The 19,241-nt window shown below is 68.7% G+C and carries 18 protein-coding genes; 12 read left to right on the forward strand and 6 right to left on the reverse strand.

What is annotated here, in order from left to right; translation table 11 throughout:
* Positions 1-180: 180 nt before the first annotated feature.
* The 5 genes from PKF00_RS01025 to PKF00_RS01045 all read right to left on the reverse strand — a co-directional run bounded on the left by PKF00_RS01025 (position 181) and on the right by PKF00_RS01045 (position 5,401).
* On the reverse strand, positions 181-483 hold the full coding sequence (locus PKF00_RS01025; RefSeq protein ID WP_271215398.1) for a hypothetical protein: 303 nt from the start codon (positions 481-483) through the stop codon (positions 181-183).
* A gap of 7 nt (positions 484-490) precedes the next feature.
* A complete protein-coding gene (locus PKF00_RS01030) occupies positions 491-1,078 on the reverse strand; it encodes a hypothetical protein (RefSeq protein WP_271215399.1) in 588 nt (195 codons plus the stop codon).
* A gap of 23 nt (positions 1,079-1,101) precedes the next feature.
* Positions 1,102-3,042, reverse strand: a complete 1,941-nt coding sequence (locus tag PKF00_RS01035) for a hypothetical protein (RefSeq protein WP_271215400.1) — start codon at positions 3,040-3,042, stop codon at positions 1,102-1,104.
* A 320-nt stretch (positions 3,043-3,362) separates the two neighbouring features.
* Complete coding sequence (locus PKF00_RS01040; RefSeq protein ID WP_309298360.1) at positions 3,363-4,649, reverse strand: helix-turn-helix domain-containing protein; 1,287 nt, start codon at positions 4,647-4,649, stop codon at positions 3,363-3,365.
* Positions 4,650-4,867: 218 nt separating this feature from the next.
* The gene (locus PKF00_RS01045; protein WP_271215402.1) at positions 4,868-5,401 is read right to left on the reverse strand and encodes a hypothetical protein; all 534 of its coding nucleotides are present in this window, start codon (positions 5,399-5,401) and stop codon (positions 4,868-4,870) included.
* A gap of 78 nt (positions 5,402-5,479) precedes the next feature.
* On the opposite strand from PKF00_RS01045, the gene PKF00_RS01050 reads away from it, so the two are divergent.
* The 7 genes from PKF00_RS01050 (at position 5,480) to PKF00_RS01080 (ending at position 12,774) form a co-directional block, all read left to right on the forward strand.
* Positions 5,480-5,716: a hypothetical protein gene (locus tag PKF00_RS01050; protein WP_271215403.1), complete on the forward strand. Its 237-nt coding sequence runs from the start codon at positions 5,480-5,482 to the stop codon at positions 5,714-5,716.
* Positions 5,717-6,075: 359 nt separating this feature from the next.
* On the forward strand, positions 6,076-7,035 hold the full coding sequence (locus tag PKF00_RS01055; RefSeq protein WP_271215404.1) for a 3-oxoacyl-ACP synthase III family protein: 960 nt from the start codon (positions 6,076-6,078) through the stop codon (positions 7,033-7,035).
* Positions 7,032-7,799, forward strand: a complete 768-nt coding sequence (locus PKF00_RS01060; protein ID WP_271215405.1) for a glycosyltransferase family 2 protein — start codon at positions 7,032-7,034, stop codon at positions 7,797-7,799. The genes PKF00_RS01055 and PKF00_RS01060 overlap by 4 nt, the downstream gene beginning before the upstream one ends.
* Entirely contained in the window at positions 7,796-8,917 is a 1,122-nt protein-coding gene (locus tag PKF00_RS01065) for a cytochrome P450 (protein ID WP_271215406.1), read from the forward strand. Before PKF00_RS01060 ends, PKF00_RS01065 begins: the two co-directional genes overlap by 4 nt.
* Positions 8,914-10,686 carry a class I adenylate-forming enzyme family protein gene (locus PKF00_RS01070; RefSeq protein ID WP_271215407.1) on the forward strand — a complete coding sequence of 591 codons (1,773 nt, stop codon included), beginning with the start codon at positions 8,914-8,916 and terminating at the stop codon, positions 10,684-10,686. Before PKF00_RS01065 ends, PKF00_RS01070 begins: the two co-directional genes overlap by 4 nt.
* Positions 10,687-10,782: 96 nt before the next feature.
* Positions 10,783-11,709 carry an NAD-dependent epimerase/dehydratase family protein gene (locus tag PKF00_RS01075; RefSeq protein WP_271215408.1) on the forward strand — a complete coding sequence of 309 codons (927 nt, stop codon included), beginning with the start codon at positions 10,783-10,785 and terminating at the stop codon, positions 11,707-11,709.
* Positions 11,710-11,817: 108 nt separating this feature from the next.
* Positions 11,818-12,774 carry a hypothetical protein gene (locus PKF00_RS01080; RefSeq protein ID WP_271215409.1) on the forward strand — a complete coding sequence of 319 codons (957 nt, stop codon included), beginning with the start codon at positions 11,818-11,820 and terminating at the stop codon, positions 12,772-12,774.
* Between the two features lie 16 nt (positions 12,775-12,790).
* On the opposite strand, the gene PKF00_RS01085 is transcribed toward PKF00_RS01080, so the two are convergent.
* A complete protein-coding gene (locus PKF00_RS01085) occupies positions 12,791-13,660 on the reverse strand; it encodes a hypothetical protein (RefSeq protein ID WP_271215410.1) in 870 nt (289 codons plus the stop codon).
* Between the two features lie 232 nt (positions 13,661-13,892).
* Between PKF00_RS01085 and PKF00_RS01090 the strand changes: the two genes are divergently transcribed.
* The 5 genes from PKF00_RS01090 (at position 13,893) to PKF00_RS01110 (ending at position 19,239) form a co-directional block, all read left to right on the forward strand.
* Positions 13,893-15,266, forward strand: coding sequence for an LCP family protein (locus PKF00_RS01090; protein WP_271215411.1), 1,374 nt, complete (start codon positions 13,893-13,895; stop codon positions 15,264-15,266).
* 88 nt (positions 15,267-15,354) lie between these two features.
* Complete coding sequence (locus PKF00_RS01095; RefSeq protein WP_271215412.1) at positions 15,355-16,125, forward strand: hypothetical protein; 771 nt, start codon at positions 15,355-15,357, stop codon at positions 16,123-16,125.
* 334 nt (positions 16,126-16,459) lie between these two features.
* Positions 16,460-17,536 carry an ABC transporter substrate-binding protein gene (locus tag PKF00_RS01100; RefSeq protein ID WP_271215413.1) on the forward strand — a complete coding sequence of 359 codons (1,077 nt, stop codon included), beginning with the start codon at positions 16,460-16,462 and terminating at the stop codon, positions 17,534-17,536.
* 31 nt (positions 17,537-17,567) lie between these two features.
* Complete coding sequence (locus tag PKF00_RS01105; protein WP_271215414.1) at positions 17,568-18,359, forward strand: ABC transporter ATP-binding protein; 792 nt, start codon at positions 17,568-17,570, stop codon at positions 18,357-18,359.
* A complete protein-coding gene (locus tag PKF00_RS01110; RefSeq protein ID WP_271215415.1) occupies positions 18,349-19,239 on the forward strand; it encodes an ABC transporter permease in 891 nt (296 codons plus the stop codon). Before PKF00_RS01105 ends, PKF00_RS01110 begins: the two co-directional genes overlap by 11 nt.
* Positions 19,240-19,241 lie beyond the last annotated feature (2 nt).

Consider the following 19,241-nt stretch of genomic DNA (forward strand, 5'->3'; position numbering starts at 1 on the left):
GATGAAGCGTGGGGCTGACCATGGCCTCATCCTCCCTTGCCTCGGCGGAGTGCGACTCTCGCGTCAGGGCAGCGTAGACATTCGAAACACCCGCCGACAACCCATAAACCCGAGGCGACGAACCATCACAGCGAACCTGCCTCCCCCGGCGGTCTCCCGGCTCCTTCGGTGGTCTCCCGGTCAGGGCAGGCCGTACCTCTTCCTGATCACCTTGGCCTCCTCCTCGGTCACCTGACGCGGTGTGCGGGCCAGTGTCTGGCGCAGGTCGGACAAGATCTTGTCCGCCGAGCCACGGAGCCGCGTCCGATGGTGGACGAACTGCTCGTCAAAACGCTTCGCCGCAGGCCCCGACCACACCGTGCCGGAATGAAAAGCCTGAAATGGCGTCTCGACACCCCTCTCGATCTCCTGCACCAGCGGCTCGACCGTCCGCAGGGCGTCTTCCATCGCGGCATAGAGCGGATTGGGCACCAGGTCCGCCATGCTCCGATCAATCCTTCACCGGGGAGGGAGACGCTGCCTTGGTCGATGAGATGGCACTCGGGCTCTCAGACGGGGCACTGACATCGGTGATCAGCTTCGGCGCGATCAACTGCATCAGCGCGAGCACGTCGGCGGCGTTGTCACGCCCCTTGACACCCATCTCAAGTTGCACAGTGATTTGAGCCTTACCGCGCACGAGAAGAGCATATGCGGCGTTATTCTCACTGTCCACATCCTTGAAATAATACCCAATGGCTCCAGGAACTATTTTCGGCAGCGGCGAAGCGCCGTCTTTGACCTGCTCATCGACTTTCTCGGAGTAACCTCCCGAAGTAAGGCCTATCTGCAGCGCCTTTAACTGCTCCCCACCCCTTCGGTAGACCGTGCATGTTCCATATCCAATTCCTTCGTCTAACGCAAGATTGAAAGATCCGCGAACCAGCGGCTCCCTATCCCCAATCATCAGCCCAACAGCCTTCAATGGAACATAATTACATATGTAAGGAGGAGCGGCAGAGGTAGGCAACGGACTACGATCAGCCTTAACCTCCCCTTCTCCGCAGGCCGTCAAAGAAAAGAGCACCATCGCCGCCATCAAAGCGGACACTCCTCTTGCCGTCATCGGTTTTTAACAAAAGCATGTTCGAAGCCGTCTCTCATACGCCCTTCAACCTCCTGCAACAAATCTTTCGAGGGCCCTTCATGCAGCCACCGTTGATACGCGTTGAACCTGAGATTCTTCTCTTCATTACTAGAAAGACTTTTGTCGAACATCTCCTCATTGGACATGAGAGTTTTGCCGTCGTCTTTAAGGAAGTTCTTGGGGCTGTCACGAGGATCGTCTCCCTTCCGAAGCCCCTCCAGCGAAGCCCAAGGGTGAGCTGGATCAGCAGGGTCGGCCAAGCCGAACACGCCGTGATTCAGCATGGCCTGAGCGGTGATCCTCTCCATGATGACCACAGAGTTATCAACAGCGGCGTTGGCCACATCAGCGGCATCAGACTCCGCTTTCCCTTTGAACGAATCTTCGAGCATGCCCGTCCACGCGCCCACAACGCCAGCTGTAATGGGCCAGGTTCCTGTCTGCGGTACGGCAAGCGCGGTATTGATCACCCCCGTGAGGATCTTCATATTCCGCGCCTGAGCCTCATCCATTTTCTTCCCCTGCTCGATCTTCGTCAGCCCCGCCGCATCGGTGATCATTCCGAAACCCGCTCCAGCGCGTAGCGCATTGGTCTTGAGCGTGCTGCTTTCCCCGCTCTTGGACATCTGCTCAGCACCATAATCCAGAAGCCAACCGCTGAAGGCTGTCTGGGCGGCCAGAACAGAGGCGAACGCCTTGTCGTCCAAGAAAGCCTCTTTCATAACTGCTCGAAGTTCTTCTCTTTTGAACTCCGCTCCCCAGACATCACGTCCGCGCGCACTGGGGTTGTCGTCACCTCGCGCTGCAGGCACAAGAGCATCGGCAGCTTCCTGGGCGACGCGGTCGACGTCGCTGATGTAGCCGGCGAGGATGCGGCCGACGGTTGCGGGCTTCAGGATTGTTTCGATGGAGTCGCCCGCCTTGATCTGCTTAGCTCTCAGGTGCACGAACTCCGAGGCCAGCTTCGCCGACAGATAACCGCGTGACGGGTTCTGTGGTGAGCCCTCGTGGTCGCGGAAGGTGAGCATCGCGGCTTCCAGCGCCTTGCCCAGGGCCTCGCCGCCATCGGTCGTGTCCCAGTCGACCAGGAAACGCTCCATCGTCGTGGGGTCGCCCGCGAAGAAATCCTGCGCCGCAGCGGGGTTTCGGCCGAGCGCCTCCAGAAGAGGAATCATGACGTTCGAGTCGATGCCCGCGGGGACTGACGCGCGATCCCAGGCGTCGAGCTTCCTGGCGACCCCCAGGAGGAAGGGTGAGGCGATCGTGCCGTGTTTGAGTGCCAGCGCGACCGCGCGGTACTCCGTGCCCGCCCACCCCAGGGCAGGCTTGGACGTGAGTTCGTCGCGCCAGGCGTTGCTCAGTTTCGAGCTTGCCGTACCCAGTGTCTTACCGAGGGCGACCTGAAGCCGTTCCGCCTTCTTGCCGCCTCCTTCTTTCACGGCCGCCGCCATGACCTCGCGAAACTTCGTCGCCCCCAGCGTGTTCATCAGCGCCACCGCGAACGTCGCGTTCCCCGTCCGTTTCTCCAGCTCCGCCACGGTCTTCTCATCGATCTTGCCGTCCTCGGCGGCCTTGGCCAGCTTGGCGGTCGCGGCGTAGACGTCGGGGTCGTGGGCGGCCTTGCCGTACAGGGTCTCGTCGAAGGCGGTCAGGCCTGCCGGGACGGTGGCAGAGGCTCCCCACTCGGTGCGCTCGGTGCGGATCGTCTCGCTGCGGCGGCGTAGGTCGGGGCGGGCGGTCCCGATCCAGTTCTGGACCTCGCGCAGGACGTTGAGTCCGGAGGTGTCCAGGTCGAGCTTCTGCAGGGTGGTGCGGATCTGTGGCTCGTTCCTGCCGAGGGTGTCCTGCGCCCGGCCGAGGGCTCGCTCGAAGTCGTCCATCGAGGCGGGGTCGATGCCGGAGTACTCACCGTTCACGCCCTTGGGCTGGGTGGGAGGTTGGGGTGGGGGCGGTTGGGAGGTGGGTGAGGGCTTGGCGGCGACCTGTTGCGGAGGGGTGTCGGGCTGCTGGGTTGCGGGGGACGGTTTGGGGACCGGCGAAGGCGTCGGCAGCGGCGAAGGCGTGGGGTACGGGTGAGCCATGGGGGCGACGGACTCCAGCGCGGTCGACGGAACACGACAACTCCGGCGACAAGATTATTTTCAATCCGCCCTTTAGTAAAGATCCCCATCAAATTGGATATGTCGGCTAATACCCCTTCGCCTACGGCCTACGGACAGCGGACGAGTCTCGACGCCTACACGGCTCCGGCGGCCAGCACCTCGCGGAACTCGTTGACGGCGGGACGATCCCGCTGTTCGAGGGGTACAGCACGCAGCACCATTTGTCCGGTTTCGATGATGTAGGTGTCGCGACGGGAAGCAGGCAGGGAGTCGATCACTGCTGCGGCGCGCCGCATTCCCTCGTCCACCCCTCCGTTGACGACCGCACACAACCCTTCGTGGAGCCTGACATTCGTCTGGTATTGATGGCTTCCGGTGATTCTGAGAGTGTTTTCACGGGCGGCGTCCGCCTTGGCCTCGTCTCCCGCGCTGGCATACACCCAGCTTTCCGCGAAATGGATCTGGCTTTCCGTCCAGAAGCCAAACAAATCACCGGAAGCCCCCTTTTCGGTCAGATCACGAAGGGCGTTCAGCGTCTGGCGCGCCTCGTCGTGCCTGCCGAACAGCGCCAACGCCTTCGCCCGGGTGGCCAGCAGGGTGAGAGAGGGCTTACCTGTGAGCCGCTCGGCCTCGTCGAGCAGGCGCAGGACCGTTTGGAAAGGCCGCTGTCCGTAGAGCCCGCCTGCCGCCTCCTCCGCGCGGACCAACACGCGCGTCTCCCGATCCCCGGAGGCGTCGGCCGCCTGACGGGCCACCTGCGACCAGCGGATGGCGGGCCCGTGATGGCCCAGGCCGGTCAGCACGTTGGCCTGGATGTTGGAGAGCACGGCGGCGGCGCGCCGCAACCCCGCCTTCTCGGCGAAGCTGGAAGCCTCCAACTGACGCCCCAGAGTGAACAGGTCGACGCCGAGATCGGCCGCCACCTGTTCGGAACGCCGGGTGCGCATGGCGTGCAGGTGGTCGTCGCAGGCCAGGTTCCAGTCCTCCACGCTGCGGAAACCCTCTCCGAGCGACAGGTCGAGAAGGCGGCGGACCGGCTCGACGGAAACGCCCAGCGCTCCCATTCCGGCCGTTGCGAGTTGTAGAAGTCGGCGGCGCTCCATGGCGTCCTCCTCGTCGCGGATCGAGGGTTCCTTTTCGAGAGTACTCCCAGCCTGCCGTTCCAAATCTGCGATAAGAGCGCGAATTGCCACAAGCTGACCATTGGCCTCAAGGGCGTCGTCGATGGCTCGGACATGGCCGGGATGCGGACAGTTGAGACCGCGCTCCCAGCGGGACAGCTCCCCTTGGTCCACATACGCCTTTTCGGCCACCTCTCGTTGTGAGAAATGTCGGATTTCTTCCCGCCAATGACGCATCAAAGCGCCTAGAAGATGCCAAGGAGACGCGTGAGGATCCACGGGACGAGAGGCGTTGTCCATGTCCGCTCCGGATGATGGGTGATGGGAGCCGGTCTCCCATCAAAGCTTTCCTGCGGGAATTCCAAATCTCTTCCACTATGGCATCCACGAAATGAAAAGCCCCGGGAAACGAAGGACCCGCCCGGCGCTTACGCGACCGGACGGTTCCTCGACCAGGAAAGCCCCCCAACCATGACCAACCCCAGTGCCGCGTTCCCCGTCCTTGAGGCGGAGAGCGACTACCGTTGCCGCTGCTTCGACGACGTACCGCCCATGCCGATGGGCTGCGCCCGCTGCGGGTATCCGCCGTACGCGCACGGCTGCCTCGGCTTCGCCGTCGACCACGAGTACGAACAGCCGTCCGGCGCGCTGATGGCCGAACGGCTGGAGATCAGGCACCGCACGGGGCCGCACCGGTTGCCCGCCGCCAAGCCGCTGACGTCCGTCGCCCCGGTCCAGGTGACCTCGCCGACGCCCGTGCGACACCACCCGGCCGAGGCCGCGACCGCCCCCGCCGTGGCGTGGCGACCGGCCATGCCTGTCGCGCCGGAGCCACCGGTCGTGCTGACAGCCGACCACGCCAGAGGTGTGCCGGAGTCGCCGGTCGCGCCGACGGCCGATCGCGCCAGAGGTGTGCCGGAGGTGCCGAGACAGCCGACCGCCCCGACCGGGCCGACCGCGCCGGTCACGCCGATCCCGCAGGTCAGGCCGGACGTGCCGGAACAACCCGCCGCACCGGAGCGCCCCGCCGCCCCGAAACCGGAGCAAACCACCCAACCGGCCGTGCCGAAGCAACCGGGACCGTCGGAGCCGCCGAACGGTCCCTCGATCGGACAACGGAGGTCTGATCCATGGAACCCCCTGAGACCGCCCTCCATCCAGCGGAGATCCCTGGTTGGCGGACCATCCGCAGCGACGCGGGACGCTACTGGGCCAGCAGGAGACAACCCTTCCCCAACGGTTCCGAGTGGGACGGCCCCCCGTACCGGACCGTGGACGCCGACACCTTCGACGGGCTGCGCGCCATGGTCGCCCTGCAGGAGGAGGCCGCCCTGCACGTCCGCTCAAAGGACACGCACGACGGCTGACGAGCGGGCGCGGCGGCCCTTCCCCGGCAGCCGCCGCGCCGTACGACGTGCGGCTCGGGAAGGAGGGGCCCGGGCCGCACCCTGACGCGGTTTCCCGCACTTGCGGAGAACACGCTCCTCCGGCACAGGCCTGTGCGGAGAAGCCCTCTCCCTCATGGCTCACGCCGGTGGGACGCGTGTTCGCGGGGAAGCCGCCCCGCACCGGCCGCAGCCCCCTGCGGCCGGTGCGGTTCCATCCCCTGACGTGACCACGCCCTGAATCTCCTGACATGACCAAACCCTGAGCTGACCAGGACAATTGCCCGTCTTTTCGGTACATTGCCCGAATATTGAGAGACTTGGTGCCAGCTAGGGGGAGCATGAAAGCCCGGATCACGGGCGTCGCGACGTATCTGCCGCAGCGGACGATGACCAGCACAGAGGTCGAACGGCGGATCGAGGGATACGTCCCCCGCAGAGGCGTCGTCGAACGGCTGACCGGCATCCGATCGCGGCACGTCGCCGACGACGACCAGCAGGCGTCCGACCTGGCCGCTGAGGCGGCGAGAAAACTCGACCACGTGGACGTCGACCTGCTGATCTTCGCCTCGGCGTCGCAGGACATGGTCGAGCCGGCGACCGCGCACATCGTGGCGGCCAAGCTCGGCCTGTCCTGCCCGGTGTTCGACGTCAAGAACGCCTGCAACAGCGTGCTCAACGGGATCCAGGTCGCCGAGGCGCTGATCCTGACGGGCGCGCACCGCAGGGTGCTGGTCTGCTCGGGCGAGGTCCCGTCGCGGGCGATCAGGTGGCGGGTACGGGACCACGCGCAGTTCGTGGACTCCTTCGCCGGATACACGCTGTCGGACAGCGGGGCCGCCGTGCTGGTGAGCGCCGACGCGGAACGCGGCATCTTCTACCGTGACTTCTCCGCCGACTCGACGGCCTGGGCGATCGGCACGCTGCCCGGCGGAGGGTCCGCGCATCCTCGCGACCCGGAGTACTCCTACTTCAGGGGCGACGGGCGGCGGCTGAAGGAGGCGTTCGAGCTGGTCGGCCCGGACATCTTCCTCAACGCGCTCAAGCGCACCGGGCTGGGCTGGAACGACTTCGCCGTCGTCGCCGTGCACCAGGTGGCGGTGCCGTACCTCGAGTATCTGGCGGCGGAGCTGGACATCCCGCAGGACAGGCTCGTGGTCAGCCTTCCCGAGCACGGCAACTGCGCCTCCGCCACCCTGCCGCTCCAGCTCACGCTCGGCGAGTGGGAGCCGGGCGACCGGGTCGCGCTGCTCGGCCTGGGCGGCGGGATCAGCATGGGCGTGATGCTGGCGGAGATGTGACGAGACGTGTGTCCGGCACCGGCGGAGACGTGATGGACCTGTGGGTGATCGTTCCGGCCTACAACGAGGCCGGGGGCATCGAGGCGACGCTTCGGGCGCTGGCCGACCAGGACGACCGTGACTTCACGCTCGTCGTGGTGGACAACGCCAGCACCGATGAGACGGCCGAGATCGTCAGACGGCACGGCGTCCAGGTGATCACGGAGTCCAGGAAGGGCACGGGCGCCGCCTCCGACACCGGCGTGCGTCACGCCATCGCGAACGGCGCGACCCACATCGCCAGGACGGACGCCGACTGCCTGCCCCGCCCCGACTGGGTGCGCAACGTCAGGCGCGCGTTCGGCGACGGGCTGGAGATGGTCGGCGGCAGGCTGCTGCCCAGGACGGACGAGTTCCCGCTGAAGTTCTGGGAACGGAGGCTCATCCCGTTCGTGGTCGACGTGGCGGCGACGTTCGGCCGTTTCCGGCCGGGAAACCGGTCACCGGAGTATCTGGGGCCGTACGTGATGATCCCCGGCTGCGCCATGGCCATCACGGCCTCGCTGTACGAGCGGGCCGGAGGCTTCCCGAGGACCGCGATCGAGGAGGTCCACGAGGACCGGGCCCTGGTCAACCGGGTCCGCAAGGTCACCTCCGCGTACGGCTCGCGCCGTGACGTGGTCGTCTTCGGCTCCGTCCGCCGGCTTCGGGCGTACGGCCTCGCGGGCACCCTGGCCTGGTACGCCGACCACCGCTACCGTCCCGAAGTGATCGACATCCGGTGAACCACGAGACCCGGCTCTATCTGGCCGCGCATCCTTTCGTCTACCCCCTGATGCGGCTGCTGGCCCGTCTCGGCCCGGTGGTCCGGGTCCCGGGGCTCGGAGTCGTGGTGAACGACGCCGCCACCGCGCGTGCCGTACTGACCGACGAGCGGTTCCGCAAGGACGGCCCCGGCTCTCCCGGCGACCTGTGGACGCCGGTGCTCGGTCCTTCGGTGCTGCTCAACATGGAGGGGCCGGGCCACGCGGCGCTGCGCAGGAAGCTGATGCCGCTGTTCACCCCGGCGTACGTCTCGGCGCTGGTCGCCGACGTGCTGCGGGAACCGCTCGACGCCCTCTCCGCGCGTCTGGAGCGCGGCGAGACGGTCGACCTGGTCGACGCCATGCGGGTGATGGCCGGGGCGGTGATCTGCCGGGTGATCGGGTTGGGCGAGGTCTCCGAGGAACGGGCCAGACAGCTGTTCGCGGACGGGGAGCGGGTCGTCTCGATGGTCTCGCTGCGCTCCCGGCGGCTGAACGATCGACAGGTCGCGATCGCCGGACAGGTGCTGGACGGGATCGGGGACATCGCGCAGGCCGCCTACGAGGCGGGGGACGAGTCCACGGTCATGGGGCGGATGCGGGCACAGGGGCTGTCCGCCGCCGAGGCTCGCGGCGCGGCGGGCGCGTTCTTCCTGACGGGCACCGAGACCGTGGCCACCTTCGTGCCCCGGTTGATCGCCCTCCTGCACGACCACCGGACGTACGTCGACGACCTGGACCGGGTGATCGAGGAGGCCATGCGGTTCACCACGCCGACGCCGGTGATGCTGCGCTCCGTCGGCTCGGCGGCACGGGTCGGCCGGGTGGCGGTGCGTCCCGGAGACAGGGTGCTGATCGTGACGCACAACTGCGCCCGCGCGTACGGCCCGTTCGACCCCTCGCGGAAGCATCCACCCGAGCTGCGGCGGCTCTGGTTCGGCGCGGGCCCGCACTTCTGCATCGGCTACCCGCTGGCCCTGGCCGAGATCAGGGCGGTGGCCTCGGTCCTGCTCTCCCACCACGTGCGTGTCGTACGGCGACGCGCGGCCAGAGGAGTCCTCATCCCCACCTACGAGCACCTGTGGATCACGGCGGCATGAACGACATCATCACCGGGATCATGGCCACGGCCGAACGGGAACCGGACCGGGTCGCCCTCATCGACGGCCGTGGCCGCGAGATCCGCTACGGCGAGCTGGCCCGCCGCGTGAACGCGGTCCGTGACGCGATGGCCGACCGAGCTGAGAACACGTCACGGGACAGCGCGTCATGGGACAGGGGAAGCGGGGAGATCGGGGACGGCGTGCTGTTCGCGGTGCGGCCCGGGGTGGACGCCGTGGTGCTCGCGCTGGGTTCGGTCGCCGCGGGCGGGACCCTCGTGCTCGCCGATCCGGGGCTCGCCCCCGACGTGCTCGCCGCCCGCATGGAAGCCACCCGCCCCGGATGGGTGGTCGCCGAGTCTCTGCTCTACACGCTGAGCGGGCCGCTCAAGAGGCTGGCCCGCCGTCGCGGTCTGCTGCTGCCGAACCTCCGTGACCCGCTGCCCGGACGACCCGTCCGCCACCTCCACACCGGCCCCTGGCTGCCCGGCGTGCCCAGGGGGGCACTGCGCCTGTCCCGACTCCTCAGATCGTCCGGCTCGGCCCCTGCCAAGGACGACGTCCACGGCGACGCGCACCGGGTCGGCCACCGTGCATCCGCGCCGAACACGTCCGCGACGCCGCCCGCCGTACCGGCGCCTGAAAGCAGCAGCACGCTGGAGCGACGGGAAGAGGCGGAGCGGCCAGAAGGAACCACGCGGCGGGAAGAGGCGGAGCGGCAAGGAGAGGCGGAGCGGCGGGAAGGGGCGGAGCAGCGAGGAGAGGCGGATATGTCCGGCGCTGACGCGCCGGACATATCCGAAATTTCAACAGATCAGCCTGCGGCGGTGATCTTCACGTCGGGGACCACCGCGCGTCCGCGGGGCGTGGTGCACACGCGGGGGTCGCTGGCCGCCGGGCTGGCGTTGTTCCGGAGTGTCTTCCCGCTGGGGCCCGGCGACGTCGTGCACACCGACCAGCTGATGCTGGGGCTGCCCGCGCTGCTGGCCGGGGCGACCTGGTCCCTGCCGGGGGGCGGGGACCTCGCCGACGAGCTGGCCGTCAGGAAGGCCACCCACACCTTCGCCGTCCCCGTCCATCTGGACAGGCTGCTCCGCCGCACACCCAGGCTTCCCGACACACTGCGGTACCTGCTGCTCGGCGCGGCCCCCGCGCCTCCGGCCGTGCTTCGCAGGGCGGTCGAGGCCGGGCCCGAGGTGCTGTCGGTCTACGCGATGACCGAGGCGCTGCCGATCGCGATCGCCTCCGCCCAGGAGAAGCTGGCCCAGACGGAGGGGGACCTGCTCGGGACGCCCCTTCCCGGGGTCGGCGTGCGGATCGCGGACGACGGTGAGCTGTTCGTCTCCGGGCCGCACCTCGCCCAGCGTTATCTCGGCGAGGACCCGTTGGAGGAGATCGCGACCGGGGATCTGGCCCGTCTCGAGGAGGGCAGGCTGGTCCTGCTCGGCCGGAAGAAGGACATGATCCTTCGTGACGGGGTGAACATTTACCCCGGCCTCTACGAGCCCGCGATCGCCGCGCTGCCGGGGGTCGCGGAGGCCGCGATCGTCGGGCTCGCCGACCCGGAGACCGGGGACGAGGAGGTCGTGCTGGCGGTCATACCGGCCGACGGCTACGACGAGGTCCTGCTCAGGAAGGCCCTTCCCGAGATCGTGGACGCCGCGGCGCTCCCCGACCGCGTCGAGGCGCTCGACGCCTTTCCCCGCTCGGGGCGCGCGGACAAACTCGACCGCGCCGCCCTCCGCGAGCTGGTCACCCGCCGTGCCTGAGCACGAACACAGGAGCCACGGGCACGGGAGTCACGGCAGCGGGAGTAACGGCTGTAAAGACGGGCGCAGGGACGGGTGCGGCAAGAGGGTGGGACGGTGAGGGTCGGGGTGACGGGGGCCTCCGGGTTCGTGGGCGGGGCGGTCTGTCGCGCTGCCGTGGGCGAGGGCTGGGAGGTGTCCGCCTTCGGCAGGCGTCCTTCCGTCGAGCCCGCGCACGTCGGCGGCGCGCCGTACACCGCGTGGGACCTCCTCGGCGCCAGGCCCCGGCTGCCCGAGGTGGACGCGGTGATCCACTGCGCCGGGAGCGTCACCGACTGGGGGCCGCCGTCGGCCATCTGGGCGGCCAACGTGGACGGCACCCGCAACGCCGTCTCCGCCTTCCCGCGGGCCAGGTTCGTGCACGTCAGCACGGCGAGCGTCTACGATCCGCTCCTGCCGACCGTCATGGCCTCCGAGGAGGCGGCCCCGGTCCGCCGGTACGTCAACGCCTACGGCGCCTCGAAGGCCGCCGCGGAGCGGATCCTGGAGCGGCTGGGCGGAGGGGTCGTCCTCAGGCCGCACGCGATCTACGGCAGGGGGGACACGACGCTGCTCCCCCGGGTTCTCGGGGCGGTGCGGGGGCGCAGGCTGGTCGCGGTGGGGGACGGACGCCAGCGGATCAGCCTGACCTCGGTGGACAACCTGGCCCGCGCGTGTCTGCTCGCCGCCGCCGGTCCCGTGGAGCGCGGCGTGTTCAACGTGACGGACGCCGAGCCCGTCGTCCTCGACGACGCGCTGCGGGAGATCCTGCGGGAACGCGGCGTCGACGCCGAGCCGTGCTATCTGCCCCGCGCGCTCGTCGAGCCTCTCGCCGTCGCCGTGGAGACCGCGTTCCGGCTGCTCGGACGCCCGCACCCGCCCCGGCTCACCCGGTACGCGGTGGGCCACCTGGCCGTGGAGCGGACGCTGGACATCACGGCCGCCCGCGACCGGCTCGGCTACCGGCCGTCGGCGACGTCGTTCGCGGGCGCCTCAGGCTGGTGAGACGCGAACCGCTCTCTCCCGGCCGGCGATCACGAGGATCTTCGCACTCCAAACATAGGGTCAACACAAACTTGTAGTGACACCATGTTTTTCGTCTAAGGTGGGGGCATGACGTTCACCTTCGGCATCTATCCCGGCGCTCTCCTGGGCGACGAGACCGGAGCCGTGCCCCTCTCCCGTCCTGACGACCCCGAGCGGATCATCGCCGCGCTGCGGCTGCTCCAGGGGGACGCGCCGACCCTGCTCGTGCGCGCGTACCGCCCGTTCGCGCAGACCGTCGCGCCCGACGCGCCGCCGACCCCCGCCGATCCCGCGCGCTATCTCGGGCAGGGACGCAAGCTCGACCTGGTGCTCACCTTCCGCGAGCCGACCGGAGCGCTCGACGGCTGGCTGGACTTCGTCCGCGCCACCGTGCGGACCGAAGGGCCCCAGCTGGGGACGCTCCAGCTCTGCGAGGAACCCAACGCGAACCTTCCCGTGCTCGACGGCAGCACGCCGAACGTGCTTCAGGCCCTCGTCCAGGGGGTGGTCGCCGCCAAGGAGGAGGCCCTCGCCCACGGCCACGACGTCGCCGTCGGCTTCAACGCGGTGCCGACCTTCGACCCCGCCGACACCTTCTGGCAGGACCTGGGCGCACTGGCCGACGACCGCTTCCACCGGTCGCTGGACTACGTCGGCCTGGACTTCTTCCCCGACGTCTTCCGGCCGATTCCCGCCGAGCAGCTGGCGGAGGCGGTCACCGCGGTGGTCACGGGGTTCAGGAACACCAGTCTCCCGCGGGCGGGCATCGCCCCGACCGTGGCCGTCCGCGTCTGCGAGAACGGCTGGCCCACCGGCCCCGACCGCACCGACCGGCGCCAGGCCGAGGTCGTCGAGGAGGTGGTCCGGACCCTCACCGGACTCGGCGACGACCTCAATCTCACCGGCTACTCCCTGTTCGGCCTGCGAGACGCGAACAGCTCCGGCGCCTCCCTCTTCGACCGCTTCGGGCTCCTGCGGGACGACTACGCGCCCAAGCCCGCCTTCGACGTCTACCGCGGGCTGATCGGGGAGCTGACACGCTGAGTCGCCTGCCGGGAGGTCAGACGTCGGCCTCCGGCGGGCCCGCGCGGGACAGACGCGTCTGACGGACCGCGAAGACGGTCACGGCCAGGACCAGGCCGACGGCGAAGAGCACGCGCAGGCCGATCCGCAGAAACCCCGTCAGCGCGTCGAAGATCGCGGCGACGGCCTCGGCCTGCGATCCGTCGCCGGGGAAGTCGGGCAGGAAGAGGCCGCGGATCACGACCAGGACCACGGCCAGCACGACCATGCCGCCCGCCAGGCCGAGCCCGGCGCCGATCAGGGCGCACTGCCGGTCCCTCGCCAGCAGCGTCCCCGTCACCAGCAGGACCGCCGCCAGGATCGGCAGCGCCCCCTTCGCCCTGACCAGCCAGGCGTGGACGGTCCTGACCCTGACCAGGTCCCTCGTGAAGAGCAGGTCCATCGTCGGGTGCAGGCCGGGAAGGCGGGCGGCGACCGGCATGCCGACCTCCACCATGCCGGTCCTGGCCGTCTCGTACACCGGCGAGAGGTCGAGGCCGACGGTCCCGCCCCGTACGGCCGCCGCCTCGCCCCGCCCCGCCAGGATCGCGTGCACGCGGCGGTGCGTCACCTGGTTGACGCGCCTCCAGAGCGCGGGGAACCCCTCACCGGAGACGATCCTGTCCACGACCACGTGGACGGAGTGGTCGGACACGGAGGAGTCAAGCTCCTGCAGCGGATCGGTGATCGCCACGGTCACCCGGTCGGCGACGGCGTCCTGGACGGCGGGATTCTCGGCCAGCGGCGCGACCGTTTCGACATAACGCCCGGCATCGCCGACGACGTCCGCCGCCCAGAATGCGACGAGGGCGATCGGCGCGAGAACACAACCGAGCACGACGAAGATCACGCTGATCATTCTCCGCACAGGATCCTCCTCACCGCCCTAAACGGGGATCCCCCTCCTTACCAGGCAAAACCCACTAGACATTCTTTTTGACCGCGATTTGGAATTGCGCAATCCCCGCACCTGTCGGGAATTAATGCACCGAATCTTGACTGAGGCTTCTCAGCGCGTCGTTTGGGTACATAGCTCATTCATCCGAAAACCATTACTAACCTGCGACGTGGGGGGCACAGGGACAGGAGATGTTGACCGGATGGCAGGTAACAGCGATCGCCTGAGCGTCGGCTCGGGCCTGGCGCTCACGCTGGGTTCCGCCGCGCTGTGGGGTCTGGCACATGTGTGGGTGGGGCGGCGCGTCACCGGAGCCGTGCTGATGGGGATCTACCTCACCGTCGTCACGGCGGTCGTGGCCGCCTTCGTCGGGGCGAAGCTCGAGCTCCTCTCCCTGATCGTGCAGCCCGGCTGGCTGTGGACCCTCACGCTCGGCGCGTTCCTGTTCGCCGGCGCCACGGTGGCCGTGGTCGTCCGGTCGTACCAGCTGGTCCGTCCCAGGTCGCTGTCCGGCCCCGCCCGCTACCTGTCGGCCTTCGCCGTAGGCCTGCTGTGCGCGCTGGTGATCGCTCCGATGGCCTACGCGGCCAGGCTGGCCTACCTCTCCCAGAGCGTGGTGGCCTCCGTCTTCACCGAGAGCGCGACCCCGATCCCGGTGGACCCGTGGAAGGGGCACGAGCGGCTCAACATCCTGTTGATCGGCGCGGACGCGGCGGCCAACCGGACCGGCATCCGCACCGACAGCATGACCGTGGCCAGCGTCGACACCAGGACCGGCACGACCGTGCTCTTCGGTCTGCCCAGGAACCTGGAGAACGTCCCGATGCCCGCGGGCCCGGCCCGCGAGCACTTCCCCTTCGGCTTCGGCGGCGAGCCGCCGTACACCCCCGGCATGCTCAACGAGGTCTTCCAGTACGCCGAGGAGCACCCCGAGATGGTCCCCGGCCTCCCCGAGGGCCGCCGCGGCCCGGCCCTGCTGAAGAAGACGATCAGCGACTTCACCGGCCTCGACGTGACCCACTACGTGATGGTCGACATGTTCGGCTTCGCGAAGATCATCGACGCGATGGGCGGAGTGAGGGTCACCGTCAAGGCCCCCATCGTGTACGGCAGGCAGAACGAGGGCCTGATCCCGCCGGGAACGCGCAAGCTGTCGGGCGAGGAGGCGCTCTGGTTCGGCAGGGCCCGCACCTACAGTGACGACTACGTCAGGATGGGCAGGCAGAAGTGCCTGATGAACGCCGTCACGAAGCAGGCCGATCCGGTGACGGTGCTCAGGAGCTTCGAGAGGCTGGCCGACGCCACGACGAACGCGGTCTCCACCGACATCCCGAAGGAGTTGCTGCCGAACCTGATCGAGCTCTCCGAGAAGGTCAAGCACTCCAGGATCAAGAGCTTCCAGTTCGTCCCCCCGCTGATCGACACCGGCAATCCCGACTACGGCCTGATCAGGCACAAGGTCGCCGCCGTGCTGTCGAGGTCGGCCGACGTCTCCTCCGCGACCTCGGGCCCCTCCAGGAGCGCCAAACGGCAGCCGGCGAACGGTCCCGCCACGCTCGACGCCGTCTGCGGCTGATGACGGGGTCCGGTGAAACCGGGAGCGCGGGCGACGTCCCGGATGTTGTCATGGAGTGATTACTCTTCGTGACAATGGAGGTTCGGGGATGAAACGTCGCCCAGTGATCGCGAGCCTGTTCGCCACAGCCTTCCTCCTGCCCCTCGGCGGGTCGCCCGCCCTGGCCGATCCGCCGCCCGCGTTCTCCGTCACCGCCGACCCGCCGCCCGCGACGTCCGCCGTCCTCGATCCGCCGCCCGTGATCTCCGCCGTCCTCGATCCGCCGCCCGTGATCTCCGCCGTCCTCGATCCGCCGCCCGTGATCTCCGCCGTCCTCGATCCGCCGCCCGTGATCTCCGTCTCCCTCGATCCACCGCCTGCGGTCCCCGTCGTCGCCGACCCGCCGCCCGCGATCTCCGTCTCCCTCGACGACGGGGTCCGGCGGGCCGCCCCCGGCAGCGAGAGCGTCTACACGCTGCGGATCGTCAACCAGGGCGCGACCGCCCTCGAGGGCGTCACCCTCGCTCAGACGCTGCCCTCCTCGCTGATCTTCGTGAGCGCCGACGCGGGGGGACGCGTCCAGGAGGGGAAGGTCTCCTGGACGGTCGACGTCCCCGCGAAGCGGGAGACGGTCGTCCATCTGAGCGTCCGGGTCGGCGTGGTCGCGGCGGGCGAGACGCCGAACCTGGCGACGACCGCCTGCGCCCGCAGAGGCGGCGGGCCCGTGCTGGTGTGCGCCACCGACATCGACACCCTGGTTCCCGAGAAGAGGTCGCCGAGATGGCTCCTGCCGGTCTCGCTGCTCGCCGGCGGCGGCCTGGCGGTGGGAGTGTTCCTGGTCCGCCGTCGCCGCCACCGCCGGCGCCGCCAGGTCCTCTGAACGCCTGGCGCGCCCCCGCGCGAGGAAGATCCCTTCTGCCGGAGAGTGTCACCCGGTTCGCCGCGATCCGGGCGACGCCCTCCCCCGTGGCTTCCGGGGGCCACTCCGCCTGAGGGCACGACTTCCGACTTCTGGGCACCCACGCCACATCTGCCCCACTGAGCCCAAGGGCCCACTTCTGTCCCACCGATCCCGAAAAGGGTTACCGAGACCACACAAAAGAACACGAAGCGATAACAGTGCCACGTTCCACATCGCCCTGGCTTGACATGCGGCCTAGCCTGGCCCTTATATGCACATAACCGACTTATTAAGTAGGAATTAGGGAGTAGTCATGAACGCTCGCGGCGCTCGCGGGGTGGTGGCGGCACTGGCCGTACTGGCCCTCACGACCTTGGCAACCGCCTGCGGGAGCTCGGGAACGACAGGGGCGACCGGCAGCGGGGGCTCCGGCGGCAGCGGAGACAAGCTCGCGGAGGTCCGGCTCGGATACTTCCCGAACATCACTCACTCCACGGCACTGGTCGGCATCGAGAAGGGCCTGTACGCCAAGCACCTCGGCGGCACCAAGCTCACGGCCACCACCTTCAACGCGGGCCCGGCCGCGATCGAGGCGGTCTTCTCCGGTGCGATCGACGCCACCTACATCGGCCCCAACCCGGCCATCAACGCCTGGGCCAAGTCCAAGGGCAAGGCCATCAAGATCATCGCGGGAGCGGCCTCCGGCGGCGTCTTCCTGGTCGTCAAGCCCGAGATCAACGGCGTCGAGGACCTCAAGGGCAAGAAGATCGCCACCCCGCAGCTCGGCAACACCCAGGACGTCGCCCTGCGCTACTGGCTGCAGGAGAAGGGCCTGAAGACCGACACCAAGGGCGGCGGCGACGTCAACATCATCCCGCAGGAGAACTCCCAGACCCTGCAGACCTTCGCCACCGGCGACATCGACGGCGCGTGGGTGCCCGAGCCGTTCGCCAGCCGCCTCGTCCAGGAGAGCAAGGGCAAGATCCTCGTCGACGAGCGCGACCTCTGGCCCAACAAGCAGTTCGTGATCACCCACCTGATCGTCCGCCAGGAGTTCGCCGCCCAGCACCCCGAGGCGGTCAAGCAGCTCCTCGAAGGGCACGTCGAGGCCAACGCCGCCATCGCCGCCGACCCGGCGGACGCCGCCAAGACCGTGAACGCCGCGCTGGAGAAGCTGAGCGGCAAGCCGCTCAAGCAGGAGGTCCTGGACAGCGCGTTCAAGAACATCTCCTTCACCAACGACCCGATCGCCTCCTCGTTGACCGGCAGCGCCGACCACGCGATCAAGATCGGTCTGCTGCAGCCGGTCGACCTGAACGGCATCTACGACCTCAAGATCCTCAACGAGATCCTCAAGGCCAAGGGTCAGACCGAGGTCGTCGACAAGTAATCGCCTGATCCCAACCATCAGGAGGGCACAAGTGACAGCTCCGCTCACGGAGCGGGCGGCCCGCCGGACCGGGGGCGCCGAGCCCGCGGTCCGGCTGGACGGCGTCTCCAAGATCTACGGCCAGGGCAAGAACGGGCTGCTGGCCCTGGACAACATCTCACTCGCGGTCGAGCCTGGCGAGTTCGTCAGCCTGCTCGGCGCCTCGGGCTGCGGCAAGAGCACCCTGCTGTCACTGGTCGCCGGGCTGGACAGGCCCACGGCGGGCACGCTGGACACCGGGGGTCGAAAGATCGCCATGATGTTCCAGGAGCCCGCGCTCTTCCCGTGGCTCACCGTCGCCGCCAACGTCGAAATGGCCCTGCGGGTGCAGGGCGTGGGCAAGAAGGAGCGCCGGGAGCGGGCCACGGAGTTCCTGGAGATCGTCCATCTGGGCGGGTTCGGCGGCAAACGCCCGCACGAGCTGTCCGGCGGCATGCGCCAGCGGGTCTCCCTGGCCCGCGCGCTCGCCCAGGAGGCCGACGTGCTGCTGATGGACGAGCCGTTCGGCGCGCTGGACGCGATGACCCGCGACCTGCTCCACGACGAGCTCGAGCGGATCTGGCAGAAGCGCGGGCTCAGCGTGCTGTTCGTCACCCACAACGTCCGCGAGGCCGTACGGCTCGGCGACCGGGTCGTCCTGCTGAGCAGCAGGCCCGGCAAGGTCGCCGAGGACTTCCCCGTGGACATCGACCGTCCCCGCATCACGGACTCGCCGGAGGTCGCCGAGCTGGCCTCGACCATCACCGATCGGCTCCGCAAGGAGGTTCTGCGCCATGGCCGTTGACCAGGCACCCCCCGCCGGCCAGCCCGCCGACGTGCACGCCGCCCAGCTCGCGGGCCTCGACGCCCTCGAGCTCGGCGGCAGCACCAGCAGCGGCCTGGCGACGCGCGTCTGGGGCAGGGTCTGGCCGATGCTCCTCGCGATCGCCATCGTGCTGGCGATCTGGCAGGCCATCGTGTGGAGCGGCCGCTGGCCCGAGTACGTCTTCGCCGGTCCCGCCGAGACCTTCGGCAAACTCGGCGAGCGCCTGTCCGACCCCGAGTACTGGCAGGCCATCGGGGTGACCATGCGGCGCGCGGTCACCGGATTCGCGATCTCCGTGCTGGTCGGGCTGGTCATCGGCGCCCTGGTCTCCCGGATCAAGGTGCTCAGGGCCGCCTTCGGCTCGCTGATCACCGGCCTGCAGACCATGCCGTCGATCGCGTGGTTCCCGCTGGCCATCCTGCTGTTCGGACTGACCGAGAGCGCGATCACCTTCGTGGTCATCCTCGGCGCGGCGCCGTCCATCGCCAACGGCCTGATCACCGGGGTCGACTACACGCCGCCGATCCTGCTGCGCGCGAGCCACGTGCTCGGGTTCCGCCGCCTGCAGCTGTACCGCCACGTGATCCTGCCCGCGTCACTGCCGTCGTTCCTCGCCGGGCTCAAGCAGGGCTGGGCCTTCGCCTGGCGCTCGCTGATGGCCGGTGAGCTGGTGGTCATCATCGCCCACCAGGCCTCGCTGGGCGAGCGGCTCTACTACGACCGAGAGCTCGCCGACTCCGCCGGCCTGCTCGGCACGATGATCGTGATCCTGGTCATCGGCATCGGCATCGACCTGCTGTTCGAGACCGGCGACAACGCGTTGCGCCGCCGCTGGGGTCTTCAGCAGGTGCGCAACTAGCC

This window comes from Streptosporangium carneum (assembly GCF_027922005.1).
Lineage (GTDB): Bacteria > Actinomycetota > Actinomycetes > Streptosporangiales > Streptosporangiaceae > Streptosporangium > Streptosporangium carneum.